Source organism: Mycobacterium sp. 852002-51961_SCH5331710 (genome assembly GCF_001665535.1).
Taxonomy (GTDB): Bacteria; Actinomycetota; Actinomycetes; order Mycobacteriales; family Mycobacteriaceae; genus Mycobacterium.
The window spans coordinates 37,747-59,360 of sequence record NZ_LZSQ01000049.1; the positions used below are offsets into that span (position 1 = coordinate 37,747).

Annotated in this window: 27 protein-coding genes, 4 tRNA genes and 1 pseudogene; 11 read left to right on the forward strand and 21 right to left on the reverse strand. The window is 66.4% G+C overall.

Annotated elements, in window-relative coordinates:
* The first annotated feature begins 44 nt into the window (after positions 1–44).
* Entirely contained in the window at positions 45–1,256 is a 1,212-nt protein-coding gene (locus A5752_RS08225) for an acyl-CoA dehydrogenase family protein (RefSeq protein WP_067084123.1), read from the forward strand.
* Positions 1,257–1,324: 68 nt separating this feature from the next.
* Here A5752_RS08225 and pdxT read toward each other — a convergent pair whose 3' ends face one another.
* The 12 genes and pseudogenes from pdxT to A5752_RS08285 form a co-directional block, all read right to left on the reverse strand.
* Positions 1,325–1,909: a pyridoxal 5'-phosphate synthase glutaminase subunit PdxT gene (gene pdxT / locus A5752_RS08230; protein ID WP_067084125.1), complete on the reverse strand. Its 585-nt coding sequence runs from the start codon at positions 1,907–1,909 to the stop codon at positions 1,325–1,327.
* Complete coding sequence (gene tesB / locus A5752_RS08235; protein ID WP_067084127.1) at positions 1,906–2,745, reverse strand: acyl-CoA thioesterase II; 840 nt, start codon at positions 2,743–2,745, stop codon at positions 1,906–1,908. The genes pdxT and tesB overlap by 4 nt, the downstream gene beginning before the upstream one ends.
* 9 nt (positions 2,746–2,754) lie before the next feature.
* Entirely contained in the window at positions 2,755–3,663 is a 909-nt protein-coding gene (gene pdxS / locus A5752_RS08240) for a pyridoxal 5'-phosphate synthase lyase subunit PdxS (RefSeq protein ID WP_067084130.1), read from the reverse strand.
* Between the two features lie 66 nt (positions 3,664–3,729).
* A pseudogene (locus tag A5752_RS08245) lies at positions 3,730–4,760 on the reverse strand (NUDIX hydrolase).
* Positions 4,757–5,941 carry a glycosyltransferase family 4 protein gene (locus tag A5752_RS08250; RefSeq protein ID WP_067084132.1) on the reverse strand — a complete coding sequence of 395 codons (1,185 nt, stop codon included), beginning with the start codon at positions 5,939–5,941 and terminating at the stop codon, positions 4,757–4,759. The pseudogene A5752_RS08245 and the gene A5752_RS08250 overlap by 4 nt, the downstream one beginning before the upstream one ends.
* A complete protein-coding gene (locus tag A5752_RS08255) occupies positions 5,938–6,876 on the reverse strand; it encodes a phosphatidylinositol mannoside acyltransferase (protein WP_067084134.1) in 939 nt (312 codons plus the stop codon). The genes A5752_RS08250 and A5752_RS08255 overlap by 4 nt, the downstream gene beginning before the upstream one ends.
* Entirely contained in the window at positions 6,873–7,550 is a 678-nt protein-coding gene (gene pgsA, locus A5752_RS08260; protein WP_067084193.1) for a phosphatidylinositol phosphate synthase, read from the reverse strand. Before pgsA ends, A5752_RS08255 begins: the two co-directional genes overlap by 4 nt.
* Positions 7,547–8,137: an ATP adenylyltransferase gene (locus tag A5752_RS08265; protein ID WP_067084136.1), complete on the reverse strand. Its 591-nt coding sequence runs from the start codon at positions 8,135–8,137 to the stop codon at positions 7,547–7,549. Before A5752_RS08265 ends, pgsA begins: the two co-directional genes overlap by 4 nt.
* Positions 8,134–10,188, reverse strand: coding sequence for a threonine--tRNA ligase (gene thrS / locus A5752_RS08270; RefSeq protein WP_067084138.1), 2,055 nt, complete (start codon positions 10,186–10,188; stop codon positions 8,134–8,136). The genes A5752_RS08265 and thrS overlap by 4 nt, the downstream gene beginning before the upstream one ends.
* A gap of 77 nt (positions 10,189–10,265) precedes the next feature.
* Positions 10,266–10,685, reverse strand: coding sequence for a TIGR02611 family protein (locus A5752_RS08275; RefSeq protein ID WP_067084140.1), 420 nt, complete (start codon positions 10,683–10,685; stop codon positions 10,266–10,268).
* Positions 10,682–11,299, reverse strand: coding sequence for a PaaI family thioesterase (locus tag A5752_RS08280; protein ID WP_067084142.1), 618 nt, complete (start codon positions 11,297–11,299; stop codon positions 10,682–10,684). The genes A5752_RS08275 and A5752_RS08280 overlap by 4 nt, the downstream gene beginning before the upstream one ends.
* Positions 11,300–11,320: 21 nt before the next feature.
* A complete protein-coding gene (locus tag A5752_RS08285) occupies positions 11,321–12,187 on the reverse strand; it encodes an aldo/keto reductase (RefSeq protein WP_067084144.1) in 867 nt (288 codons plus the stop codon).
* A 37-nt stretch (positions 12,188–12,224) separates the two neighbouring features.
* Between A5752_RS08285 and A5752_RS08290 the strand changes: the two genes are divergently transcribed.
* Together A5752_RS08290 and A5752_RS08295 are read left to right on the forward strand one after the other, a co-directional pair.
* On the forward strand, positions 12,225–12,722 hold the full coding sequence (locus A5752_RS08290; protein WP_067084195.1) for a DUF1990 domain-containing protein: 498 nt from the start codon (positions 12,225–12,227) through the stop codon (positions 12,720–12,722).
* 125 nt (positions 12,723–12,847) lie between these two features.
* A complete protein-coding gene (locus A5752_RS08295; RefSeq protein WP_067084198.1) occupies positions 12,848–13,549 on the forward strand; it encodes a GAF and ANTAR domain-containing protein in 702 nt (233 codons plus the stop codon).
* A gap of 2 nt (positions 13,550–13,551) precedes the next feature.
* On the opposite strand, the gene A5752_RS08300 is transcribed toward A5752_RS08295, so the two are convergent.
* Positions 13,552–14,418, reverse strand: a complete 867-nt coding sequence (locus tag A5752_RS08300; protein ID WP_067084145.1) for a L,D-transpeptidase — start codon at positions 14,416–14,418, stop codon at positions 13,552–13,554.
* A 217-nt stretch (positions 14,419–14,635) separates the two neighbouring features.
* Entirely contained in the window at positions 14,636–15,115 is a 480-nt protein-coding gene (locus tag A5752_RS08305; protein ID WP_067084147.1) for a hypothetical protein, read from the reverse strand.
* Between the two features lie 352 nt (positions 15,116–15,467).
* On the opposite strand from A5752_RS08305, the gene A5752_RS08310 reads away from it, so the two are divergent.
* Positions 15,468–15,869 (forward strand): phage holin family protein, encoded by a 402-nt coding sequence (locus A5752_RS08310; RefSeq protein WP_197500572.1) that lies wholly within the window; start codon positions 15,468–15,470, stop codon positions 15,867–15,869.
* Positions 15,866–16,195, forward strand: coding sequence for a DUF3618 domain-containing protein (locus tag A5752_RS08315; protein WP_067084152.1), 330 nt, complete (start codon positions 15,866–15,868; stop codon positions 16,193–16,195). Before A5752_RS08310 ends, A5752_RS08315 begins: the two co-directional genes overlap by 4 nt.
* On the opposite strand, the gene A5752_RS08320 is transcribed toward A5752_RS08315, so the two are convergent.
* Entirely contained in the window at positions 16,192–16,608 is a 417-nt protein-coding gene (locus A5752_RS08320; protein WP_067084154.1) for a pyridoxamine 5'-phosphate oxidase family protein, read from the reverse strand. The genes A5752_RS08315 and A5752_RS08320 overlap by 4 nt on opposite strands.
* Positions 16,609–16,692: 84 nt before the next feature.
* A tRNA-Val gene (locus A5752_RS08325) sits at positions 16,693–16,764 on the reverse strand.
* 277 nt (positions 16,765–17,041) lie between these two features.
* Here A5752_RS08325 and A5752_RS08330 point away from each other — a divergent pair.
* From A5752_RS08330 to A5752_RS08340, 3 genes are all read left to right on the forward strand, one after another.
* Positions 17,042–17,114 (forward strand) — tRNA-Gly (locus A5752_RS08330).
* Positions 17,115–17,141: 27 nt separating this feature from the next.
* Positions 17,142–17,212: transfer RNA gene (locus A5752_RS08335), tRNA-Cys, on the forward strand.
* 13 nt (positions 17,213–17,225) lie between these two features.
* A tRNA-Val gene (locus tag A5752_RS08340) sits at positions 17,226–17,300 on the forward strand.
* 137 nt (positions 17,301–17,437) lie between these two features.
* Here the strand turns inward: A5752_RS08340 and A5752_RS08345 are convergent.
* On the reverse strand, positions 17,438–17,707 hold the full coding sequence (locus A5752_RS08345) for a hypothetical protein (protein ID WP_156613709.1): 270 nt from the start codon (positions 17,705–17,707) through the stop codon (positions 17,438–17,440).
* Positions 17,708–17,799: 92 nt separating this feature from the next.
* Here A5752_RS08345 and A5752_RS27720 point away from each other — a divergent pair, with 92 nt between their 5' ends.
* Together A5752_RS27720 and A5752_RS08355 are read left to right on the forward strand one after the other, a co-directional pair.
* Entirely contained in the window at positions 17,800–18,045 is a 246-nt protein-coding gene (locus tag A5752_RS27720) for a hypothetical protein (protein WP_067084158.1), read from the forward strand.
* Between the two features lie 113 nt (positions 18,046–18,158).
* A complete protein-coding gene (locus tag A5752_RS08355; protein ID WP_231983355.1) occupies positions 18,159–19,013 on the forward strand; it encodes a S1 family peptidase in 855 nt (284 codons plus the stop codon).
* 30 nt (positions 19,014–19,043) lie between these two features.
* Here A5752_RS08355 and A5752_RS08360 read toward each other — a convergent pair whose 3' ends face one another.
* A complete protein-coding gene (locus A5752_RS08360; protein WP_067084165.1) occupies positions 19,044–19,310 on the reverse strand; it encodes a hypothetical protein in 267 nt (88 codons plus the stop codon).
* Positions 19,311–19,664: a hypothetical protein gene (locus A5752_RS08365; protein WP_067084167.1), complete on the reverse strand. Its 354-nt coding sequence runs from the start codon at positions 19,662–19,664 to the stop codon at positions 19,311–19,313.
* Between the two features lie 25 nt (positions 19,665–19,689).
* Here A5752_RS08365 and A5752_RS08370 point away from each other — a divergent pair, with 25 nt between their 5' ends.
* Entirely contained in the window at positions 19,690–20,142 is a 453-nt protein-coding gene (locus A5752_RS08370) for a hypothetical protein (RefSeq protein ID WP_156613711.1), read from the forward strand.
* A gap of 359 nt (positions 20,143–20,501) precedes the next feature.
* Here the strand turns inward: A5752_RS08370 and A5752_RS08375 are convergent, their stop codons facing one another.
* Positions 20,502–20,699 carry a hypothetical protein gene (locus A5752_RS08375; RefSeq protein WP_067084176.1) on the reverse strand — a complete coding sequence of 66 codons (198 nt, stop codon included), beginning with the start codon at positions 20,697–20,699 and terminating at the stop codon, positions 20,502–20,504.
* The gene (locus A5752_RS08380) at positions 20,696–21,580 is read right to left on the reverse strand and encodes a phage major capsid protein (protein ID WP_286159385.1); all 885 of its coding nucleotides are present in this window, start codon (positions 21,578–21,580) and stop codon (positions 20,696–20,698) included. Before A5752_RS08380 ends, A5752_RS08375 begins: the two co-directional genes overlap by 4 nt.
* Positions 21,581–21,614: the final 34 nt, after the last annotated feature.

The window sequence follows — 21,614 nt, forward strand, 5'->3', positions numbered from 1 at the left end:
CCACAATACTTCGCCGCTATCTTACTCCGCAGTAAGATAGCGGCATGTCCTTCTCGCTTGAGCTGTCCCCCGACCTCGTCCACGTCCGGGACTGGGTACACGACTTCGCCGCCGACGTGATCCGCCCGGCCGCCGCCGAGTGGGACGAGCGCGAAGAGACGCCCTGGCCGATCATCCAGGAGGCGGCCAAGGTCGGCATCTACTCCATGGAGTTTTTCGCCGAGCAGTCGGCCGAGCCCTCCGGCCTGGGCATGTTGACGGCGTTCGAGGAGATGTTCTGGGGTGACGCGGGCATCGCGCTGTCGATCCTGGGTACCGGCCTGGCCGCGGCGTCGCTGGCCGCCAACGGCACCCCCGAGCAGATCGGCGAATGGGTGCCACAGATGTTCGGCAGCGTGAACGAACCGAAGGTCGCGTCGTTCTGTTCATCGGAACCCGGCGCCGGTTCCGACGTCGGCGCCATCCTGACTCGCGCACGCTATGACGAGGCCAAGGACGAGTGGGTGCTCAACGGCGTCAAGACCTGGGCCACCAACGGCGGTATCGCCGAGGTGCACATCGTGGTTGCGTCGGTCTACCCCGAACTCGGCACGCGCGGGCAGGCCACGTTCATCATCCCGCCGAACACCCCCGGCTTCCGCCAGGGCCAGAAGTTCCTCAAGCACGGCATCCGCGCCTCGCACACCGCCGAGGTGGTGCTCGAGGACGTTCGCATTCCCGGCAACCTGATCGTCGGCGGGAGGGACAAGTTCGAGGAGCGCATCGCGCGGGTGCGCGAGGGCAAACGGGCCAAGAGCCAGGCCGCGCTTGCGACGTTCGAGCGGACGCGTCCCACGGTCGGCGCCATGGCGGTCGGCGTGGCGCGCGCGGCGTACGAATACGCGCTCGACTACGCCCGCCAGCGCGAGCAGTTCGGCAAGAAGATCGGCGAATTCCAGGCCATCGCGTTCAAGCTGGCCGACATGAAGGCCCGCATCGACGCCGCCCGGATGCTGGTGTGGCGGGCAGGATGGATGGCGCGCAACGGCAAGCCGTTCGACAACGCCGAGGGGTCGATGGCCAAGCTGGTCGCCAGCGAGACCGCGGTGTACGTCACCGACGAGGCGATCCAGATCCTCGGCGGCAACGGCTACACCCGCGAGTATCCCGTCGAGCGTATGCACCGCGACGCCAAGATCTTCACGATCTTCGAGGGCACCAGCGAGATTCAGCGTCTGGTGATCGGCCGCGCGGTCACCGGCCTCGAAATCCGCTAACCCCTCTGGCGATCTGTGAGTGAAAACGTTCGGTGAGCGATCGAAATCACTCACAAATCGCGCGACTGCTAGAGCATGTCGACGAACAGTTTGTGGATGCGACGGTCGCCGGTCATCTCCGGATGGAAGGCCGTCGCGAGCCGCTTACCCTGACGCACCGCGACGATGTGACCGGCGGCTTCGGCCAGCACCTCGACGTCGGGCCCGACGCGTTCGGCCCACGGAGCGCGAATGAACACGGCGTGCACCGGTCCGTCGACGCCGCCGAAGGCCACATCGTCTTCGAACGAGTTGACCTGGCGGCCAAAGGCGTTGCGCCGCACCGTCATATCGATCGCCTTCAACGGTGTCGCCTCGCGTCCGGCCGCGCCGGCATCCAGGATCTCCGAGGCCAGCAGGATCATGCCGGCACATGAGCCGTATGCCGGCATGCCGTCGGCCAGCCTAGACCGCAGCGGTTCCAGCAGGTCGAGCTCGCGCAGGAGATGGCTCATCGCGGTGGACTCCCCGCCGGGGATCACCAGCGCGTCGACGGCCTCGAGTTCGCGGACCCGCCGCACCGTCGAGGCCTCCGCCCCGGCCTCACGCAGCGCGGCCAGGTGTTCGCGCGTATCGCCCTGCAGCGCAAGGACACCGACGTGTGGAGTGCTCACGGTTTGTAATCGCGTTTGAAGCGGGTCAGACCCTCCTGCATGACCGCCGCCACCATCTCGCCGTACTGGTTGAAGATCTTGCCCTGGCACAGCGACCGGCCACCGGAGGCCGACGGCGAGGACTGGTCGTAGAGCAGCCACTCGTCAGCGCGGAACGGACGCATGAACCACATCGCATGGTCGAGGGAGGCGACCTGCAGGTGCCTGCGCTCCTTCGGGTAGTTCACCTGCGCCGACCCCAACAGGGTCAGGTCGCTCATGTAGGCCAGCGCGCAGATGTGCAGCACCGGGTCGTCTGGCAGGGGGTCGCGGTGCTTGAACCACACCTGCTGCTGAGATGCCTTGCCCGGCAGTTTGTTCAATGTCTCGCGCGGAATGATCCGCACGTCCCACTCGTCGAACTGGCGGAAGCTGGCGTCGTCGAACACCTCGCTGACCGACGCGTAGTTCGGAATCTCATCGGGCGATACGGCGACGGGCATCGCGTCCTGGTGCTCGATGCCGCTCTGGTCGGTCTGAAACGACGCCGACATCGAGAAGATCGTCTCGCCGTGCTGGATCGCATTCACCCGACGCGTCACGAACGACCCGCCGTCGCGCAGGCGCTCCACGATGTACACCGTCGGCGCTTTGGCGTCGCCGGGGCGAAGGAAGTACCCGTGCAACGAGTGCACTTCGAACTCCGGGTCGACCGTGCGCACCGCCGAAACCAGTGACTGCCCCGCCACGTGTCCGCCGAAAGTGCGCTGCAGAAAACCGGATTCGGGGCTGAACACGCTGCCCCGATAGATGTTGACCTCGAGCTGCTCCAGGTCGAGGATTTTCTCGATCGCCATCCGGTCCGCTTACCAGCCGCGTTCGGCGAGCCGGTGAGGGGCCGCGACGTCCTCCACGTTGATGCCGACCATCGGCTCACCCAGCCCGCGCGACACCTTGGCCAGCACGTCGGGATCGTCGTAGAACGTCGTGGCCTTCACGATCGCCGCCGCACGCGCCGCGGGATCGCCGGACTTGAAGATGCCCGACCCGACGAACACGCCCTCGGCGCCGAGCTGCATCATCATCGCCGCGTCGGCCGGGGTCGCGATGCCACCGGCGGTGAACAGCGTCACGGGCAACTTGCCGGACCGGGCCACCTCGACCACCAGATCGTAGGGCGCCTGCAGTTCCTTGGCGGCGACGTAGAGTTCGTCCTCCGACAGCGAGGTGAGCCGTCGGATCTCGCCGCCGATCTGGCGCATGTGGGTGGTGGCGTTGGACACGTCGCCGGTGCCGGCTTCGCCCTTCGAACGGATCATCGCCGCGCCCTCGGTGATGCGGCGCAGCGCCTCGCCGAGGTTGGTCGCACCGCACACGAACGGCACGGTGAACTTCCACTTGTCGATGTGGTGGGTGTAGTCGGCGGGGGTCAGCACCTCGGACTCGTCGATGTAGTCGACGCCGAGGCTCTGCAAGATCTGCGCCTCCACGAAGTGGCCGATGCGGACCTTCGCCATCACCGGGATCGTGACCGCCGAGATGATGCCCTCGATGAGATCGGGGTCACTCATGCGCGCGACGCCACCCTGGGCGCGGATGTCGGCGGGCACCCGTTCGAGCGCCATGACCGCCACCGCACCGGCGCCCTCGGCGATCCGGGCCTGCTCGGGGGTGACGACGTCCATGATCACGCCACCCTTGAGCATCTCGGCCATGCCGCGCTTCACCCGGGCTGTTCCGGTTTGGGTCACCGACCCGTTCGGTGCGGTATCCACTGCTATCTCCTCCGAATCGCTACTGATCCAGTCTAAACGCGGTCGCAAATGTGTTGATTCCGCACTTCAGCGGATCGATTGCAACTGCTGATGCGCACCGCCCCCGCGCGCGTCGGCGACCGCATTGGCCTGTTCCAGCAACTCGCCGAGTTGCAGCGGGTAGACGGTTTCGCCATTGGCGACCAGCTCTTGGATCATTGTCTCATCACACCAGCGATAGCCGTGAATCGTGCGCCGCTCGAGGGCGGTGTGACCGCCGACCGCGGGTTCGAACCGCGTCGTGCGATACACGAAGAACAGCTCTTCGCTGCGGATCTCCGCGCCGTCGAACTCGAACACCGCCTGACGCCGCCACAGCGGTCCGACCAGGTCGGCCGCGGCCACGCGCAGACCGGTCTCCTCGCCGATCTCCCGCGCCGCGGCGTCCGCCAGCTCCTCCCCCGGTTCCACCGCACCGCCGACGGTGAACCACCAGCGCGGCGCGTCGGCCAGTCCGGGGTCCGAGCCGCGGAACAGCAGCACGGCGCCGGCCTCGTCGAGCAGAACCACTCGCGCCGACGTGCGCCAACTCACCTGCGGCCGACCTCCGGTACCGTCTCGGGTCGCTCGACGATCTCGAAATACGTTGGCAGCGCAGCGGTTCCGCCGAGCCGCAGCATTCGCACCACCGGCCGTTCGCGCAGCGCTAGGGTGTCGCGCACGGCGTCGTTGTGAAAGCGGCGGGCCAGCACCACCCGCGCTTCGGCGTCGGACAGTTCGGTGACCAGAGGCGGCGGCAGTGTCGCCAGGTCCACCTGGGCCAGCGCGGCCGACAGGTCGTTCTCCGCGCCCTCGCGCCCCGGCCGAGGTGACCGTTCGGCGGCGTCGGCCAGTGCGGCCAGCCGGGCGGCATCCGGTCCCTCGCCGTAGGCGTCGACAGCGACCGCACGGGCGACGACCGCGCGGCGGGCCAACGCGCCGTCGAGCGCCTGCCAAGACAGGTCGTATCGCACGTGCAGGCGGTCAAGGCGGTTGGCCGTCTGCAAGGCCCACCCGCCGACCGCTAGGATGAGCACCACCAGCGCCGCCAGCGTGATCACGACGATCCAGGTGATCACCGAACGCCTCCGGTCGCCTTCCTGGTCCTCGCCGTTCTGGCCTTGCCACCGCCGTCACCGCCGGAGACCGTGACCTTGGTGCCCGAGCCCGAGACCGTCTCGTACACGCGCATGATCTGGCGGGCCACCACCGACCAGTCGTAGCGCCGCACCGCATGGGTCGCCGCCGCGACATAACGCTCACGCACCGCATCGTCGGCGAGCACCTCGATCAGCCCATCGGCCAGGGCCGCTGCGTCGTCGACGGGAACCAGGCGACCCGCCGCACCGTCGTCGAGCACCTGACGGAACGCGTCGAGGTCGCTGGCCACCACCGCGGTGCCGGCCGCCATCGCCTCGACGAGCACGATGCCGAAGCTTTCGCCGCCGGTGTGGGGTGCGCAGTACACGTCGGCGCTGCGCATCGCCGACGCCTTGTCCGCGTCGTCGACCTGTCCGAGGAAGCGCAGATGGGAGGCGAGTTCGCCGGCGTCGTCGCGCAATTCGTCCTCGTCCCCGCGGCCGACGACGAGGATCTCGACGCCGGGGAACTGCTCGACCAGCTTCGGCAGCGCGCGCAGCAGCACCGCCATGCCCTTGCGGGGCTCGTCGTAGCGGCCCAGGAACAGCACCGACTTTCCCGCTCGGGGGTAGCCGTCGAGCAGCGGCGCCGACGCGAACACCGCTACGTCGACACCGTTGGGGATCACCACTGCATCGCTGCCCAGGGCCTCCATCTGCCAGCGACGAGCCAGGTCGGACACCGCGATGCGGCCGACGATCTTCTCGTGCATCGGGCGCAGGATCGGCTCGAATACGGTGAGCGTCAACGACTTTGTGGTCGAGGTGTGAAATGTCGCGACGATCGGCCCCTCGGCGATGTTGAGCGCCAGCATCGACAGGCTCGGGGCGTTGGGCTCGTGCAGATGCAGCACGTCGAAGTCGCCTTCGGCGATCCAGCGCTTGACCAGCCGGTGCGTCGCGGGTCCGAACCGCAGCCGCGCGACGGATCCGTTGTAGGGAATCGGCACGGCCTTGCCGCCCGAGACGACGTAGTCGGGCAGCTGGGCGCCCGGTGACGACGGTGCGAGCACGCTGACGTCGTGGCCCAGGCCGTCCATCACGTCGGCTAGCTGCAGCACGTGCGACTGCACCCCACCGGGGACGTCGAACGAGTACGGGCAGACCATGCCGATTCTCACGGGCTGGCCTCCAGCGTCGCGCGCCGCTCGGCCGACAGGTCGGCCAACCACTGCGGTTGCATCATGTGCCAGTCAGCGGGATGGGCCGCGATGTTGCGGGCGAACCGGTCGGCCAACGCCTGGGTGATGGCGGTGACGTCGCCCGACGAGGTGTCGATCTCGGGATAGACCCGCATGCCCCAACCATCGCCTTCGAACCAGCAGTGCACCGGGAACAGCGCCGCCCCGGTCTCGATCGCGAGTTTGGCCGAGCCGGCGGGCATGCGCGTGGCTTCGCCGAAGAAATCCACCTCGACCCCGTTGCGGCTCAGGTCGCGCTCGGCCATGAGGCATATGGGTCGGTTGTCGCGTAACCGCTCGGCGAGGACTTCGAAGGGCGGGCGGTCACCGCCGGTCAGAGGAACGACTTCGAAGCCGAGGCCCTCCCGGTATTCGACGAAACGGTTGTACAACGACTCGGGTTTGAGCCGTTCGGCCACCGTGGTGAACGTGCCGTAGTTCTGGGCCAGCCAGACTCCGGCCATGTCCCAGTTGCCGCTGTGCGGAAGGGACAGCACTGCGCCGCGGCCGGCGTCCAGCGCAGCCCAGAGTAGGTCGATGTCGTCTACGACCAACTCCCGGCCGAGCGCCTCGTGGTCCATCGTCGGCAACCGGAATGCCTCCCGCCAATATCGGGCGTAGGAGGCCAGCGAAGCACGAATCAGCCCGTCGGGCACCTGCTCGGGCGGCACGCCGACGACCCGCGCCAGGTTCTTGCGCAGCTGTTCGGGCCCGCCACCACGGGCCGCGAAGTGTGCCCCGGCGTCGAAAGTGTTGCGGGCGAAGAACTCCGGCATTGCGCGCACCACCCGCCAGCCGGCCGCGTACCCCCAGTCCGCCAACCGGCCACCCAGCGGGTTGGCACTGGCCGTCGGTCCCGAGGGGGTGGTCGTCACGGCTCGCCCGCCTCCGGTTTGTCGCCGCCGGCGTTGGTGGTGTCGGGTTTGGCGATGCGGTCCATCGCCCCGGGCGAGGTGCGCACGCTGTGCACGCGCTGCCCGAGGGTCACCAGGCTGGTCACCGCCAGCACCCACATCGCGATGTGCAGCAGCCACACCACTCCGAACAGGCCGGACAGACCCGCGCCGACCAGCACGATGATCAGCCGTTCCGGGCGCTCGATCAGGCCGCCCTCCGCCGACAGCCCGCTGGCTTCGGCGCGGGCCTTGATGTAGGAGATCACCTGCGACGTCACCAGGCAGATCGCCGTCGCGACGACCAGCGAGGTGCTCCGCATCCCGAACGCCGCCCACCACAGCAGACCGCAGAAGATGGCGCCGTCGCTGATCCGGTCGCAGGTCGCGTCCAGCACCGCGCCGAAACGGGTGCCGCCACCGCGCTGCCGGGCCATCGCCCCGTCGAGCATGTCGGCGAGCACGAAGAGCCACACCGCGACCGAACCCCACCACAGCTGACCGATCGGGTACAGCGTCAGCGCGCTCAACACGGACCCGGCGGTGCCCAGGATCGTGATGCTGTCGGGGGTGAAGCCCGCGCGCAGCGCGCCCTTGGCGATCGGCGTGCTGATCTTCTCGTACGCCGCCCGGGTCATCAGATAGAAGTTGCTCACTGCTGTCTCGCCCATTCCTTGGCCAGCAGCTCGCGGGTCTCGCGCAGCAACTGCGGCACCGCCTTGGAGCCGCCGATGATCGTGATGAAGTTCGCGTCTCCGCTCCAGCGCGGCACCACGTGCATGTGCAGGTGGTCGGCCAGCGAACCGCCCGCCGACTGCCCGAGGTTGAGCCCGACGTTGAACCCGTGCGGGTGCGACACCGCCTTGATCACTCGAATCAGCCTCTGCGTAAACGTGATCAGTTCGAGGCTCTCCTCGGGCGTGAGGTCCTCCAGTTCGGACACCCGGCGGTAGGGCACCACCATCGAATGCCCGGGGTTGTACGGGTACAGGTTGAGCACGATGTAGACCGAATCGCCGCGGGCGACGACCAGACCCTCCTCGTCGGGCATCGTGGGGATGTCGGTGAACGGCTGGCGCGACTTGCCCGAACCCGCCGATCCGCCCCTCATCGGCGCCTCGGCGATGTAGCTCATGCGGTGCGGGGTCCACAGCCGCTGCAGATGGTCGGGCTCACCGGCACCGCGGTCGACCACCGTGTGCTCGTTGTCGACGCCGCGGTCGGCGTGCTCTTCGGCGCTCACTTGGCTGTGTCCACCTCGAGCAGTTCGGCTGTGGGAGTCGCGTTCTGCCGGCTCGCGATCCACTCGGTGATCGCTGCGACCGCCTTGTCGCGCGGTACGCCGTTGATCTGGGTGCGGTCGCCGAAGCGGAAGCTGACCGCGTCGGCCTCCACGTCGCGGTCCCCCGCCACCAACATGAACGGCACCTTCTGGTTGGTGTGGTTGACGATCTTCTTCGCCATGCGGTCGTCGCTGGCGTCCACCTCGGCGCGGACGCCCCTCATCTTCAGTTGCGTCGCAAGGCCGTTCAGGTACGGGACGTGGTCGTCGGCGACCGGAATGCCGACCACCTGCACCGGCGCCAGCCACGCCGGGAACGCGCCCGCGTAGTGCTCGGTGAGGATCCCGAAGAACCGCTCGATCGACCCGAACAGCGCGCGGTGGATCATCACGGGCCGCTGCCGCGAGCCGTCGGCGGCGGTGTACTCCAGCTCGAAACGTTCCGGGAAGTTGAAGTCCAGCTGGATGGTCGACATCTGCCAGCTACGGCCGAGCGCGTCCTTGACCTGCACCGAGATTTTCGGTCCGTAGAACGCCGCACCGCCGGGATCGGGCACGAGGTCGAGCCCGGACGCGGCGCCCACCTCGGCCAGCACATTGGTGGCCTCTTCCCACAGCTCGTCGGAACCGACGAACTTGTCGGGATCCTTGGTCGACAGCTCGAGGTAGAAGTCGGTCAGCCCGTAGTCGGCGAGCAGGTCGAGAATGAACCGCAGCAGCGAGGTCAGCTCGTCGCGCATCTGGTCGCGGGTGCAGTAGATGTGCGAGTCGTCCATCGTCAGCCCGCGCACTCGGGTCAGACCGTGCACAACGCCGGACAGCTCGTAGCGGTACACCGTGCCGAATTCGAAGAGCCGCAACGGAAGTTCGCGATACGAACGCCCACGCGACCGGAAGATCAGGCAGTGCATGGGGCAGTTCATCGGTTTGAGGTAGTAGTCCTGCCCCGGCTTGCGCACCGTGCCGTCGGGGTTGAGTTCGGCGTCGAGGTGCATCGGCGGGAACATGCCGTCGGAATACCAGTCGAGGTGTCCGGAGATCTTGAACAGCTCGGCCTTCGTGATGTGCGGAGTGTTGACGAACTGGTAGCCGGCCTCGATGTGCTTGCGCCGCGAGTAGTCCTCGAGCTCGCGCCGGATGATCCCACCCTTGGGATGGAAAACGGCCAGGCCCGAACCGATCTCGTCGGGGAAGCTGAACAGGTCGAGCTCGGCGCCGAGCTTGCGGTGGTCACGGCGCTGCGCCTCCTCGATGAACTCGAGGTGCTTGTCGAGCGCTTCCTGCGACTCCCACGCCGTGCCGTAGATGCGTTGCAGGCTGGCGTTGTCCTGGTTGCCCCGCCAGTAGGCGGCCGAGCTACGGGTCAGCTTGAACGCCGGGATGTACTTCGTCGTCGGGATGTGCGGCCCGCGGCACAGATCGCCCCATTCCCGTTCGCGGGTGCGGGGATTGAGGTTGTCGTAGGCGGTCAGCTCGTCACCGCCGACCTCCATCACATCGGGGTCACCGGACTTGTCGTCCACCAGCTCTAGCTTGTAGGGCTCGTTCGCGAGTTCTTCGCGCGCTTGGTCTTTCGACTCGAAGACGCGGCGGGAGAACAACTGACCCTCTTTGACGATCTGGCGCATGCGCTTCTCCAGCGCGGCGAGATCCTCGGGGGTGAAGGCCCGCTCGACGTCGAAGTCGTAGTAGAAGCCATCGGTGATCGGCGGACCGATGCCGAGCTTGGCCTCCGGGAAGAGGTCCTGCACGGCTTGCGCCAGCACGTGTGCGGTCGAGTGCCGGATGACGCTGCGACCGTCGTCGGTGTCCGCAGCCACGGGCGTCACCTCGACGTCGGCGTCGGGCGCCCAAGACAGGTCGCGGAGGCGGCCCTCGGCGTCGCGCACGACGACGATCGCATCGGGCGCGCCCCTGCTCGGAAGGCCCGCCTCACGCACCGCCTCCCCCGCGGTCGTCCCGGCAGCGACCCGGATCGGGGCTGCTGAGGTGCGGTTGGGGGCGGCGCTCATCGGTGACTCTCCAGTTTCATTGTCAACAGACTCGAGGACGCGACCATGCTATCGGTGCCCATCGGCGATCTCTGCCGTCAGGACCCGATGCCGAGAGGGCTTTGCAGCAGCTTGTGCTCCAGCCCGACGAGATTGGCGGCGAAGCTGACCGCGCCCAGCAGCCACAGCGTCGCGAACACCACCAGCGCGGTGAACGCCCCGCCCAGGATCTGCACGGCGGCGTGCTGACGGTGAAACCACTCCATCGCCTTGTCGTAGCGCTCCTTGGCGTACGTGAGCAGCCGTCGCGCCCACTCGAACTCCGTGGCCAGGATCCCGAGGCCGACGAAGACGATGGCCCAGCCCGGCCCCGGATACGGGATCGCGACGATGCCCAGGGCCAGGACCGCCGCACCGACGACGCCGACCGCGATGCGGTAGCCGAAGTTGACCGTTCGCCGTTCCCGCACCCGCTCGCGCCACCGCCCGAGGCGTTGTTTGACATCGGAGGTGTTCACGGCTGGCCCGGTTTCAACTTGACGAACAACGCGTGCGCCTCGGCGAGCACGGTGTCGCCGTCGAGCAACCGTCCAGCGACGAAGATCTTGCGGCCCTCGAGGCGGTCGATGCCCGCCTCCACCTGGAACTCCTTCTCGACGTGCGCGATCTTGCGGTAGTCGACGTGCAGGAACGCGGTGCGCTGAGCCCTGCTGCCGCTCAGCGTGAACGCGGTGAAGCCCAGCAGGGCGTCGAAGAGCTGCGCGACGCTGCCGCCGTGCGCCGCGCCGTTGCGGCCGAGGTGGAAGCGGCGGAATCGGGCGGTGCCCTCGATGCGCTGGTCCTCGGTGATGTGCACGTCGAGGGGTATCGCCAAGATGTTGCCGCGGCCGGGCAGGTCCATCCGGCGGCCGGACGGTGAGGACCACTCGTCGGCGTAGTAGGGGGCGAGAAGCTGCGACACCTTCTCGATCTGGTCCGCCGCCTCGCTGATCACGTCGTCGGGGGCGTCGGCGGCACGGGCGTGGTCCTGCAGCGTGCGGACGGCGTCGATGAAGCGTCCGTAGTCGGGTCCGCCGCGATCGGTGGCGACCGGCGGGTTGAAGCCACCACCGGAGTGCTGCTCAGAGCTCACCCGTCCACCGTATTGCCTCGGTCAGTCTTCGGACGCTCCGGCTTTGCTCAACGTGTCGAACTCGTCGTCGGTCAGCTCGATCTCCGCGGCGGCCACATTCTCCTCCAGGTGGGCCACCTTGGAGGTGCCCGGGATCGGCAGCATCACCGGCGAGCGCTTCAGCAGCCACGCCAGCGCCAGTTGCGATCCGGTGGCGTGGTGCTCGGCGGCGATGCGCTGCAGCGGCCCGTCCGGCGCGGCCAACGGGCCGGCGGCCAGCGGGAACCATGGAATGAAGCCGATGCCCTGGGCCTCGCACGCGTCGAGCACCGGCTCGGCCGAGCGGACGCTGACGTTGTACATGTTCTGCACCGTCACGATCGGGGCCACCTTCTGCGCGGCCTCGAGCTGCTCGACGGTGACCTCGGACAGGCCGATGTGGCGGATCTTGCCTTCCCGCTGAAGTTTGAGCAGTTCGCCGATCTGGTCCTCGGCGGGGAATTTGGTGTCGATGCGGTGCAGCTGGAACAGGTCGATGGTGTCGACGCCCAGACGGCGCAGGCTCATCTCGCACTCCTGGCGTAGATACGCGGGGTAGCCGAGCACCGGCCATTCGTCGGGTCCGGTCCGCACCAGCCCGGCCTTGGTCGCGACGACGATGCCGTCGTAGGGGTGCAACGCCTCCCGGATCAGTTCCTCGGAGACGTAGGGGCCGTAGGAGTTGGCGGTGTCGATGAAGTTGACCCCGAGTTCGACGGCGCGTCGCAGCACCCGCAGACATTCGTCGCGGTCCTGCGGCGGTCCCCAAACACCCTTGCCGGTCAACCGCATCGCGCCGAAGCCGAGGCGGTTGACGGTGAGATCGCCGATCGTGAACGTGCCGGACGCTTGTGCGACGGGGGTGGTCATGCCCCGACCGTACGCCGACGATGGCAAGGTGGCGCGAGTGAAGCTCAGCGATCTGGCGGCGCTACCGCTGACGTATCCGGAGGTGGGCGCCACCGCGGGCACGCTGCCTTACGGGTATCACCATGTCCACAAGACGGCCGTCATCGGCCGTGGCCGCGACCGCTTCGAGGACGCCGCGGACGCCGGCATGCGGTGGGGCATGTTGCGCGGCGCCGGGGTACGGGTCGAGGCGACGACGGAGGTCGCGGAGGTCGGGTCGGAGGTTCTGGTGCATCTCGGCCCGATCGCGGCGCCGTGCCGGGTGGTGTACGTCGTCGATGAGCACGACGCCCGGGGGTTCGCGTACGGCACCCTGCCCGGCCACGCGGAGTCGGGCGAGGAGCTGTTCCTGGTCCGCCACAATCCGGATTCGGGCGAGGTGACGGCGGTGGTCACCGCGTTCTCGCGGCATGCGACCTGGTGGAGCCGGCTGGGTTCGCCCGTGACGTCCCTGGTTCAGCGAGTGGTGACCGGACGGTATCTGAGGGCGCTGTAGGACGCGGTACTTGCGGTCCGGGTGAAAATGGACTGACGATGGTTTGCTTCACCGATAATTACGGCTTGGCCGCGGGGACCGATCGCGGCCGGCGCGTGATTGAGATCGACCAAGAAGGACTCCGCATGGTGATGGCGAAGGAACCCGAAGAACGCGAGGACGCGCATCTGCGCATCGCGGAGTTGGTGCGCGGGCTCTACAGCCGCCAGGACGCGGACACCGTCATCGCGGAGCTGGCCGAACACGCGGCTGTCGAGATTCCCGGTGCGCAGTACGCCGGCATCACCGTCACGCGCAAGTCGAAGAGCGTCGAAACCCCGGCCGCGACGCATCTGTATCCCATGCTGCTGGACAAGATCCAGCAGCGGCATCAGGAGGGCCCGTGCCTGACCGCGGCGTGGGAGAAGAAGGTCGTCTACGTCGCCGACCTTCAGACCGATGACCGGTTCCCGCGGTATCGCCGAGATGCCTTGGCGGAGACTCCCATTCGCTCCATCATGGCGTTCCAGTTGTTCATCGAGGGCGAGACGATGGGCGCGCTCAACGTCTATTCGGAGGAACCCGACGCCTTCAGTGACGAGTCCAGGAGCCTCGGGCTGGTTTTCGCCGCCCATTCGTCGGTGGCCTGGAACGCCGCACGCCGCGACCAACAGTTCAGGCAGGCACTGGCGAGCCGGGACACCATCGGCCAGGCCAAAGGCATGATGATGGAACGCTACGGCGTCGACGCGGTGCAGGCGTTCGACCTGCTGCGCAAGCTATCTCAGGACTCCAACGTGCCGCTACTCAAGATCGCGAACGAGATCGTCGGCCAAGCGCAGTCCTGACCTCATCGCGAGATCACTCGCGGAACCTCCGGGTTCGCCGGATCAGTCCTCGGCCGCGGCACCTCAATACTGTTCTCCTGCACGATGACCGGGTCACCGACCTTGACGTTGTCGAAGTACCACTCGGCATCTTCGGGGCTGAGGCTGATGCATCCGTGGCTGACGTTCTCGTGTCCGAGTGAGTTGATCGCCCACGGCGCCGAATGTACGAAGATGCCGCGGCTGGTCAGCCGGACGGCCCACTCAACATCCAGGAGGTAGCCGTCGTCCGCGGTGACGGGAATGCCGACACTGCTCGAATCCATCATCACGTCGCGGTCCTTGCCCAATACGGGGAAAGTCCCTACGGGCGTCGGATATTCGGGCCTGCCCATCGAGGCCGGGAAGACGCCGGGCTTGCCGAAGAAGGGGCGGTGGTGCGGCGACGGGAGCTCGTGAGGCGGAACGCCGTCGATGGTGACGGTGAAGGTGTGTTCGGCGATGTTGGCGACACCGACGACCGCGGGACCCGTCGCGATGTTGGTCTTGATACCGCCGACAGACAGCGCGATCGTGCTGTGCGCCGGCCAGAACTGGTCAGGGGCCCATTGAACGGTCTTAGCGTCAAGCCATTCGAACTTGCCCGTAATCGCGGGCGTCGAGGTGATGTCGAGCGAACGCTCGGTGAGCGCTCTGTCGACCACGGAGTCTTTGAACGTCACCACTACGGGATGCGCGACACCAACGACTTGCCCCTCCGCGGGCGCGATGGACGCGATGGCGCTTCTCACCGTCTGGGTGGCGGCCGCCGAGCCTTCTCCGGCCGGCCCGGCTACCACACTTGTAGCGATGACAACGGCGGCAAGAACACACCGAAGTACAGCACGCAATCTTGGTGCCTCCCTTGAAATTACAACGATGTCAATAATGGTAAGACAGCCCGAGCGATTTACGACCAAGAGCGCGTAGGCAATTCGATTAAGTCTCCGTCACGGATCGGCCACGATTCGCTGAGGTCACGAATCGCTTGTGGGCCAATGAATTTGGCCCGGCGACGAGTCTTGCTCGCCGCCGGGCCAAACCGGAGGGACTATCCTCGGTGCGCCGTTAGGTCACGGGTCCTGGTGGAGTCGGCTGACCCGGAACGGGCGCACCTGGCGCCGGCGGGCGAGACGGGTCGCCCTTGCCCTTACCGGCGAGCCCGCCCATCTCCGTGAGCGGAGCGCCGACCACTGCCGGGGCGCCGCCCACGATTGGAGCACCGGCAACCGGCGGTACCAGAGGCGGCGGCACGACGGGCGGCACCAGTGGCGGCGGCACCAGCGGCGGCACCAGGGGCGGTGGCACGACGGGCGGCACCAGCGGCGGCGGGCCAGGCAGTGCCATCGGCACACCGGCCATATCGGTCAGCGGCGCGCAGACGGGTGCCCCCGGTGCTCCGGCGGGCGCCTGCCCGGTCGCCGATTCGACACATTCATATCCTCCGGCCAGGGCAGTAGGACTCAGTGCGATCGCCACCCCAATGGCCGCACCTATCAGTCCAGCCCCCACAGCTGCCGCGATGTTGACTCCTTTAAAGGTCGTCATCGACGTTGATCCCTCCACTCACGCTCACACTTTCGTTCAACCGAGGCAGCAGACCTTGCATGCCGTACCGAGGTCGCGTCCATACGACCGCGTTAATATCAGCAGGCAGTTGTCGATGACACGCCACGCCGCACCGCGCCGTTTCCAAATGGTGACCGGTTCGGCATGGTAGAGCCGCTTTCGAAGTCGCCCGAGGCCGCGATCTCCTCCCCCACCTGGGGTTCTGCGCGTATCACCATCGCCGCGCAGATAACGGTCGGCAGATGCATTCAAAGGTCTCGGAGGGTTTCGGCCCTACTGACCACGGGCATCACTGTCGCTAGAGGTCAATCGAGTCAGAGGCTGGTATGTGATGACGGTGGAATCGAGGCCGACTGCAGACGCGTCGATCGGCGAGTTGATGAGCCAGTTGTCGACGCAGACGTCGCGGCTGATCCGCGATGAAATGCGGTTGGCGCAGAAGGAATTTCAGGAATCGGCCAAACACGCCGGGATCGGCGCGGGACTGTTCAGTGCCGCGGGCTTATTGGCCTTCTTCGGCGCGGCGACGTTGATCGCTGCGGGCGTGGCGGCGCTGTCCCTGGTGTTGGAGGTGTGGGCGGCGGCGCTGATCGTCGCGGCCGTGTTGTTCGTGATCGCGGGCATTGCGGCGCTGGTGGGACGCAAACAGGCTAAAGAGGTCACGCCGGCGGCTCCCAAAACCGTCGAGACGGTGAAAGCAGACATCCAAGAGCTGAAGGACACCCGGTCATGACCGCACCGAACCCACGCCCCGAACCGGGCCCGGACGCGGGCGTCGACGACATTCAGGCCGATATCGAGCAGACGCGCCATGAACTGGGCGAGACGGTCGAGGCGCTGCAGGCCAAGCTGGACGTGAAGACGCGCGCCAAAGAAAAGGTCGACGAGACCAAGGAAAACGCCAAGGACAGGGCGGCCGAAACGAGGGACCGCGTGGTCGAGAAAGCGGACACGCTGCGGCATACGGCGACCGACAACCCGAAGCAGGCGGTTCCGGTGGTGGCGATCGTCGCGGTTCTCGCGGTAGTCGGGGTCGTCGTCTGGCGACGCAGGCGCTAGCTCTGTTGGGAACCGAAGCGGAAGCGGCGGCCGGTTACGCGCCGAGGAAGCACGCGGACGTAGTGGTCCTTGGCGTGTGCCGTCCACGGCAGTAGGTGCGCGCGCTCGGCCTGCTCGAGGTCATCGTCATCGTTCACCGTGCGGGCGACGCCGCGGACGATCACGCTCCAGCCCTCGGCGGCGTTGTGATCGTCGACCTCGAAGACCACGTCGTGGTTGACCGCGGTGCTGACCAGCTTGGTCCCCTGGGCGGTGCGGAACAGCAGCGTCCGGTTCTGAACGACGAAGTTCACCGGGAAGATCTCGGGGTGCCCGTCGGCGGTCGTGACGAGTCGCCCGAGCGACGCGCTGCCCAGGAGGCTCCAGCATTCGCTTTCGGGAAGAATCTCGCCGGGACGGTCGGCCTCAGACATGACGTTTCCGGGACGGCGGATTGAGCACCACTGGCATGGGGTCGAGTCTAGGGAGCGTGCAGAGCGCGCGCGTCGTTGAAGGGGTGGTCCCGGCTGGGTTCGAACCAGCGACCTTCCGCGTGTGAGGCGGACGCTCTCCCACTGAGCTACGAGACCGGAGAGTCGACCGAACGGCCGAACGACGTCGAAGACTAGCACGATCGAGGGTCGCGCCCCGAATCCGTAGGCGGTTGTGGGGTGCCGGCGCGCGCCCGGCGATGCGGGCGTGCCGCAGCGCAAACTTCAGGCACCGCTTCGGCTCTCACGGGAGTCGTACCTGCCGTTTTGAGATGTGAACGGGCAGAGACGCACCGGCGAACGTCGGGATTTGTGCAGCTACACTTTGGTGGACTATCGTCGTCCTTCGCGACGGGCGACGAGTCGTTCGTGGCGCGCGGATGTAGCGCAGTTGGTAGCGCATCACCTTGCCAAGGTGAGGGTCGCGGGTTCGAATCCCGTCATCCGCTCGAAGGTGCAGTGGCATCAACCCCAGCGGTGGAGTGGCCGAGTGGTGAGGCAACGGCCTGCAAAGCCGTGCACACGGGTTCGATTCCCGTCTCCACCTCAATGATGGTTCGGCGCGATTAGCTCAGCGGGAGAGCGCTTCCCTGACACGGAAGAGGTCACTGGTTCAATCCCAGTATCGCGCACCACGTTCTACCTGCGTTTATCGGCGCTTCACCGTCCCGCTGGGGCTATACAGGGGTTATCCGGTACACGTGCACGGGGCACGTCGTGCAATCGTCCCGACAACGGAGGCGGCCGGGTCGCGGTCGACTGCGCCGTCAAGTCATTCCAGCAGCACAGTGATCGTCGCTCCGTGGGGCACGTACAGCTTGTTGCGCTTTTCGTCGCGAAAGACCCAGGCCGGTCCCATTCCGGTGTCCTGTGCCCTGCCGATGGCAAAGGCCCGGCCCTTGCGAAACTTCCGCACCCACTTCATGGCGGGGTTCTCCCGCCACACATGCGCCACCTTGAACCAAGGATCCGACTTCCCCAGTCGGATGCGCTGACCCGCTTTCACTTCCTCTGGACGACGTTCTACAGTCCTCTCGACCATGGGCCACAGACTACGTCGCGGGGAAGTCGCATCAAGTTCGTTGCGCGAACTCTCCGCCCCACCCTGTCGGTGCCCGCCGGTACCGTCACCCCGTGATCGTCAAGGGCGTGACACGGGTCGCGTTGACCCGGACCACAGAGCCAACCCGGAGCGATCACACGTCGTTCCCCGGCACCGAGCTATGGCGCGTCGAATGGACAGAACTGCGGAGCGGGAAACCGACCGAACTGCGGCAGTCTCACTACACCGAGGCCGCAGCGCGCCGCCACATAGGCGGCCTGCTGCAAATGCGGGCGTCGGGTCTGTCTATCGACAGCGTCTACACCGAACGCGTCTAAGGTCTGGCGCTGCTGCTGAGGGCCTGCTGAGCCACGATCAGACACCCCGGCGACGTGACAGGATGGTGTACGTGGGTTCAGAGCTACCGTCAGCGGCTGGAATGTCGTTCGACATGGACTCGTTTACCCAGATCCCGGACCTTACGGACGTCAATTCCCGGATATTGCCGGTGTTGGTAGTCAGCCCGACGACGCTGGCGTGCGTGGGGACAGCTTTTCTCATTGCGCCCGACGGCGTCGCCGTCACCGCACGTCACGTCATCGACGAGGCGCTGGTTCGGGTCGACCAGACGCCAGGTGCCGAAGTCGCTGTCTTGTGGGTGGGCTCGGGCAGCGACGTAGATGACGTTCAAGATTTGCTCGGCGGATTTGTCAGGGTCTACCAAAGAGCGGTGGACGGCAATCGAAGCGATCTTGCGCTGTTACGAATCAGTACGCTCTCTCGTCAAGGCGAGTTCTATCCTCTGCCGACGCTGGCCTTGAGCTCTCGACTTCCGCCGCGCGGCAACACGATATGTGCGTTGGGCTACACCAAGTTTGAGGTCGAATCCGATACGACGACTCAAAGCGAACGCCTTGTGACGATTGCCCAAGATCTGCACTCGTCCACAGGTCGGATTACGGAGGTATATCCCGATGGCCGGGACGCCACGATGCTGCCGACCGCATGTTTCGAGACATCGGCCCAATTCGATGCCGGTATGAGCGGCGGCCCTGTATTTGGCGAGGACGGCACAGTGTGCGGCGTAGTCGCATCCGGGATGGCACATGACGACGGCTACACCTCATTTGCGTCAGCTACCCCATTTGTCTTCACTCTCGGTGTAAGGGATAACGGCCGTTTGGTGCGCGTGTACGAGATGGCACAGCAAGGGATTGTCCAAACCGACGACTATTTCAATCAGATGCGCGTTAACGGACGCCCCGATGGGACCGTCGATTTGGCATTCGTGGATGAGAGTGAATAGGCACGCAGTCGACCGCGCGGCCCTGTTTACTTAGCCGTGCCGCGCCAGCTTGTCATCTTCGGTGAGCACCAGGTCAGCGTTCAACCCGTAGTCGGCGAGCGCGGGATGGTCGGGCGGCAGCATCCAGCCGTGTAGCCGGAACGGCTCACCAGCGGCCAATTGATCGACCGACTTGCTCAGTTCGTCCCAGAATTCCGGGTCCATCCGCCCGTACACCTCGCGAAACCGTTCGGCCTCACTCAGCAGGTACCGGCGCAGTGCGCCGCCATCATCGGCAGGACGATCGCGACGCGCCACCTACCGGACCGTCCGATGAGCGTGCCTAGCCCAACGCGCTTCGGCGGCGGCAACGTGGGGGCGAGACTTTGCAGGCATCGATACCGCATCCGGGTCCGGCACAAGCTCTTTCACCAGCTTGACGACCAGCGCATCAAGTTGGCGAATCTCACCGGACAGTTCGACCACTTTTCTCGACCGTGGCTCCGGCTGCGCAAGTTCAGCGTCCAGCAGCTTGCGCAGGGCGGCGGCGCGATCCTCGGCCTTGACCGCCTTGTCGATGGAGACGGTTTCTTGCTCGGTGTAGACACATCCGTCCGCCAGCGCGGAGTCGATCAGCTTCTTGAGCCGCCTACCGGGTGCCTGTGTCGCCATATGCCGGATTTTACGGTCTCGGCCCGTGGATTTTCCGATGCACTGCGCGGGATTTCCTCAGAGCTATGCCCAATGGGGGCCGGTGGGGTCAAGGCGGAGTAACCTCCCCACCCCCAAACACGTTGTTGCAGTTGTGATTCCGCCGGTCAGCGCACACATCGCGCGGGTACGCTCGGCGGTGCTGCTGATCTCAGCCAGCAAACCAACCAACCAACCAACCGAAAGCGACACTCTGATGAATCGCTACGCGGTCGCCGCGCTTGCCACCAGAGCCGCGCTCGGTATCTCACTCGCACTTGGTTTCACACTGTCGTCGCATGCGATAGCACGCGCTGAGGAGAGCTTGCCGGTGTGTCAGCTTGAAGATGGCAGCGACTCAGCATCGTTGCCTTGCTTGTGGGTTGACCCCGACACGGAGAACGGGTATCTCACCTATCCAGATCATTCGGTGCTTGTCGTGGATGACACCGCGCGCTAACGCCTACTGCCTAAATCAAAGTCGCCCGCGAGGACCAAGATGATGAGCAGTATTCCTATCGCATTTACAGTGCCTCGCAGGTCGGTGCTCATGTCAAACTGGTTCACCCCGATGAGCAGACCGATCAGGGCCAGAGCGATGAGCCGCCCAAACCATCCCCACATGGCCAGGGATCGTACAGCGCTTCTAAAGTTTGCTGGAAGGCTTTGGAATCTGGTGCAACGACAGGTACGTCGTCCGGCGTGGGGGCCGGGCTGGCGCAGGTGTCCGCTCAGCTCACAGCTATGGCGTCGTGGCGGCCCTTACCCCTGAGTGCATTCCCATGGCGGGGTTTGACGCCGGTGCCCGGCCCTCCCGGTCTAGGTGATGTCGGCCCAGCCTTGGCGCTGCCAGTCCTCAGCGGTGAGCCGGTCGACGCCGTGCAGGGTGCCGGATCGCTGCGCGCCGTCCCAATAGACCGCGTGTGGTCGTCGCACCGTGACGGTCACCGTGTCGGTGGTGCGCTCGGGCTGTGCGGTGTCAGCGGCCTTGCGGGCGGTGGTCTTTCGCGGCGTCATGATGTGGTGACCTTGACCAGGGCGGCGGGGTGCGGGAAAGCGAACCCGACGCGCAGAGTGGCGCGGACCGCCACCCGATCGGACGTGAAGAACGCCGAACTGTCGACGACGACGGTCGGGTCCTGGCGCATCACCACAATGCTGTGCTGTGTGGCGATTCCCCACACGGTGTTGGCAGGCACCTCAGGCGACGTGTACAGCGGCACTCCGGCGATGGTGCGCGCGGTGGGCTGCGTCGGATCACTGCCGAGCAGTGCCTTATTGCTGCCGGTCTGTTCCTTGATGGTCGCCAGGGTGAGGGCGGTGTCGGGGTGGGCGACGAACGCTGTCAAGGTCGAGTGCGCGACCTCGACAAGACTTGCCGCTTCGGCCGCCCAATCCATGTTCGCGAAGCTGGCCCCGGCGTCCACCGTGCTCACCCCGGAGAGGACGCCAACGCCCGCAGGCCCATTCGTGGGTGTGGCACTGGCCCAGTACGCCGAATCAATCTTGCGCCGTAGATCCCGGACCAATCCTTCACCGACAATCTGTAGCGCGGCTGGCGAACTGTCGCTGGCGAGTTCGTTGGAGACGACGGTCAACCCGGCCAGCTTCTTGGGGGTGACGACCACTTCGCCGATGGTCGGGTCGGACGCGGCGATTTCCTGGCCCTCGGCGGTCCAAGCGGCGGTCGGGTCGGCGGACACGACCGGGACGCGGAAATCATGCGAACCGGTCTGCACTACGGTGCTGACTTGCGCGGCGACGGACTGTTCGATCAACGGCCTGACGACAAGAGCGCCGATTTGCTCTGGCGTCAGGATTCCGGCAGCTCCGGCGGTATAGAGAGACATGCGTTTAACTCCTTGGTGTGCAGGCGAATCCGAGCGCGCGCGTGACAGCGCGAAACGCTCACAGTGCTGAGTGCTGGTGCGG